Genomic DNA, 3,785 nt, shown 5'->3' on the forward strand with positions numbered 1-3,785 from the left:
GTCGCCCATGCATGCGCGTAGCCGTTCTGGATTGCCAGTTGCGGCGGGGCGCCATGGCGCAGTTCTTCGCGCACGCGCTCATTGATCAGCACGTTCGCGTCGATTGCCATACCGAGCGCGAGCGCGATAGCCGCGATACCCGGTAAGGTGAGCGTGGCCTGCAACATGGACAGCACGGCGATCAGCAGCAACAGGTTGACCGACAGGCCGATCATCGAGATCACGCCGAACAGCATGTAGTACGCGATCATGAAGACGGCGATTGCCACGAAGCCCCACACCACCGAGTGGAAGCCCTTCTTGATGTTGTCCGCGCCGAGGCTCGGGCCGATCGTGCGTTCTTCGATGATGTCCATTGGCGCGGCCAGCGAACCGGCACGCAGCAGCAGCGCGAGGTCGGCGGCGCCTTGCGGCGAGGCCTGGCCGGTGATCTGGAAGCGGTCGCCCAGTTCCGACTGGATGGTCGCTACCGTCAGCACTTCGCCCTTGCCCTTTTCGAACAGCACCATGGCCATCGGCTTGCCGATGTTGTCGCGCGAGACGCTGCGCACCGCGCGGCCACCCGCCGAGTCGAGGCGGATGTTGACCGACGGACGCTGATGTTCGTCGAAGCCCGCCGACGCGTCGATAATCCGGTCGCCCGTGAAGATGATTTGCTTGCGCAGCAGCACCGGCGTCTGGTTGCCCTGGGTGAACAGCTCGTCGCCCGGCGGCACCGGATCGGATGGATTCGGATGCGTGTTGACCGGGTCGGCGAGGCGCGCTTCGAGCGTTGCCGTACGGCCAATGATGTCCTTCGCCTTCGCCGTGTCCTGCACACCCGGCAGTTCGACGACGATCCGGTCGGAGCCTTGCTGCTGGATCACCGGCTCGGCCACGCCGAGTTCGTTCACGCGGTTATGCAACGTGGTGATGTTCTGCTTGAGCGCGGCGTCCTGCACGGCTTTCTGCACCGCCGGCGTGAACGTGCCGACCAGTTGCACGCCGCCGTCCGGGCTTGCCTGCGAGGCCCACTGGAGTTCGCTGATGCCGCGGCCCAGTTGTTTGAGCGCCGCGTCCGCCGTGGCCTGGTCGGCGAAATTGATCACCACCGTCTGGTTGACGCGATTCACGCCGCCGTCGCGGATGTTGTTGTCACGCAGCATGGTGCGCGCGTCCGAGGCGTCGGAGTCGAGCTTCTTGTTCAGCGCGCCGGCCATGTCGACCTGCAGCAGGAAGTGCACACCGCCGCGCAGATCCAGACCGAGGTACATCGGCAGCGCATGCAGGGCGGTCAGCCAGCGCGGCGACGCGCTTTGCAGGTTCAGCGCCACGATGTACTGCGGGTCGCTCGGGTCGCTGTTCAGCGACTTCTGCAGCAGGTCCTTCACGCGCAACTGCGTGTCGGTGTCGAGCAGCCGCACGCGAATGTTCGCGTTGCTCGACGCGTTGTCGAACGTGACTTCGTCAGGCTTGATCTGATTGGCCGCGAGCGCTGTTTCGACCGCCGACAGCGTGGTCGAGTCGAGCTTGACCGTTGCCTTGCCGCTCGACACCTGCACCGCCGGCGCTTCGCCGAACAGATTGGGCAGCGTGTACACGAGGCCGATGACCAGAGCCACCAGCATCACGGCATATTTCCAGAGGGGGTAGCGATTCATGAGTGGTCCAACGGGAAGGTTGGCTTGGAAGCGATGCGTCCGGCGATGAGCGCGGGCAGTTCAGCGTTGTTCCGCGAGAACCGCCGGCGAGGCCGCGCCGGACGCGAGAGAGCAGGCCTTACAGCGACTTGATCGTGCCCTTCGGGAGAATCGTCGTGACCGACGCTTTTTGCACGGTGATTTCCGTGCCTTCCGAGATTTCGACGCCGACGTAAGCTTCACCCACCTTGGTCACCTTGCCGACGATGCCGCCATTCGTCACCACTTCATCGCCCTTGGCCATGGCCGCGAGCATGTTGCGATGTTCCTTCTGGCGCTTCATTTGCGGGCGAATCATGATGAAGTACAGCACGCCGAACATCAGAATCAGCGGCAGGAAGCTCATCAGGTTCGATTCAATGCCACCTGTTGCTGTGCCTTGGGCGAAGGCATTGGAAATGAACGACACGTTGGTCTCTCCGTTATAAGTCAAAACGATCAAAAAAATCAGCCGGTTATTCTACCACCGGCCTGACAGGCGTCGGCGAGGCGAATCGGCTTTGCGATCAACCGGTTAAAGCCTTTTTCGCCATTTGCGAAAGTTGATTGTAAGGTTTTCCGCGCCCAGCCGACGGATTCCTCCGGCAAATTCGTCAGCGGATTGCCGATCGCCGCTAGTCTATGCCGCGCGCGCGGTTCTCGTGGAAGCGCTTGCGGAAAGGTTCAAAGAGTTTTGCGTCGATCGCGTCGCGCATTTCCTGCATCAATTCGAGGTAGTAGTGCAGGTTGTGAATCGTATTCAACTGCGCGCCAAGGATTTCCCCTACACGATGCAGGTGATGCAAGTAGCCGCGGGTGAAATTTCGGCAGGTGTAGCAGCCGCATTGCTCGTCGAGCGGGCGCAGCGAGTTCTTGTGCGCGGCGTTGCGGATCTTGATGTCCCCGAAACGGGTGAAAAGCCAGCCGTTGCGCGCGTTGCGGGTCGGCATCACGCAATCGAACATGTCGACGCCCGCGGCCACGCCCGCCACGAGGTCTTCGGGCGTGCCGACGCCCATCAGGTAGTGCGGTTTGTCGGCCGGCAGCTTCGGGCCGATATGGTTCAGCACGCGCATCATGTCTTCTTTCGGCTCGCCGACCGACAGGCCGCCGATCGCGAGACCGTGGAAATCCATCTCGGCGAGGCCCGCCAGCGACTCGTCGCGCAGGTCTTCGAACATGCCGCCCTGAACGATGCCGAAGAGCGCATTCGGGTTGCCGAGGCGGTTGAATTCGTCGATCGAGCGCCTGGCCCAGCGCATCGACATGCGCATCGAATCGGCGGCTTCCTGATGCGAAGTCGGCACGTTATTGGTGGCGTACGGTGTGCATTCGTCGAACTGCATGACGATGTCCGAGTTCAGCACCTTCTGGATCTGCATCGACACTTCCGGCGACAGGAAGAGTTTGTCGCCGTTGATCGGCGACGCGAAGGTGACGCCATCTTCGGTGATCTTGCGCAAATCGCCGAGCGAAAATACCTGAAAGCCGCCGGAGTCCGTCAGAATCGGCTTTTTCCAGCCCATGAAGCCGTGCAGGCCGCCGTGCGCTTCGATCGTTTCCAGACCCGGGCGCAGCCACAGGTGAAAAGTGTTGCCGAGGATGATCTGCGCGTGCATTTCCTCGAGCTCGCGCGGCTGAACCGCTTTCACGGTGCCATACGTGCCGACCGGCATGAAGATCGGTGTCTCGACCACGCCGTGGTTGAGCGTCACGCGAGCGCGCCGCGCTTGACCGTCGGTGCCGAGCAGTTCGAATTTGAGGCCGTTGTCGGGCCGCGACGAGGTGGTATCGCCGTGGCTCGCGCAGGTGTTGCAGGTACCGCTGGGATTGTGGGTATGACCGTCGGTCATGAAATAACTCCTGTGCTACCGGAAAACAGTCCGGCGCAACGTTGAAACCCCGCCGGGTAAGCCACGGCGGCCGGGTAAGAAAAACTCAAGACGCAGCATGGATCTGCCGCGGTGCGCGGGCGCGGAAACACAGTAACGACTGCCGCTACATCGACGCAGCAAGGAGCGGCAGACTACCGCGCGCGCTGCCCGCACGCAACGCTATCGCGCGGAACAGCGCCGCGCGACATGGAACGGATCAGGCATCGCGCCGCGTCAGCAGCATCGCGTCGCC

General features: G+C 62.5%; 3 protein-coding genes. All 3 read right to left on the minus strand.

Annotation, left to right across the window (positions count from 1 at the left end; all coding sequences use genetic code 11):
• Positions 1-1,640 (minus strand): protein translocase subunit SecD (secD, locus tag QOC89_RS29915; protein ID WP_323048341.1); only part of this gene is annotated, 1,640 nt, incomplete at its 3' end.
• Between the two features lie 118 nt (positions 1,641-1,758).
• Complete coding sequence (gene yajC / locus QOC89_RS29920) at positions 1,759-2,088, minus strand: preprotein translocase subunit YajC (RefSeq protein WP_007179286.1); 330 nt, start codon at positions 2,086-2,088, stop codon at positions 1,759-1,761.
• Between the two features lie 205 nt (positions 2,089-2,293).
• Complete coding sequence (gene tgt / locus QOC89_RS29925; RefSeq protein WP_323048342.1) at positions 2,294-3,511, minus strand: tRNA guanosine(34) transglycosylase Tgt; 1,218 nt, start codon at positions 3,509-3,511, stop codon at positions 2,294-2,296.
• Positions 3,512-3,785 lie beyond the last annotated feature (274 nt).

This window comes from Paraburkholderia sp. (assembly GCF_034668105.1).
In the GTDB taxonomy this organism is placed as follows: Bacteria; Pseudomonadota; Gammaproteobacteria; order Burkholderiales; family Burkholderiaceae; genus Paraburkholderia.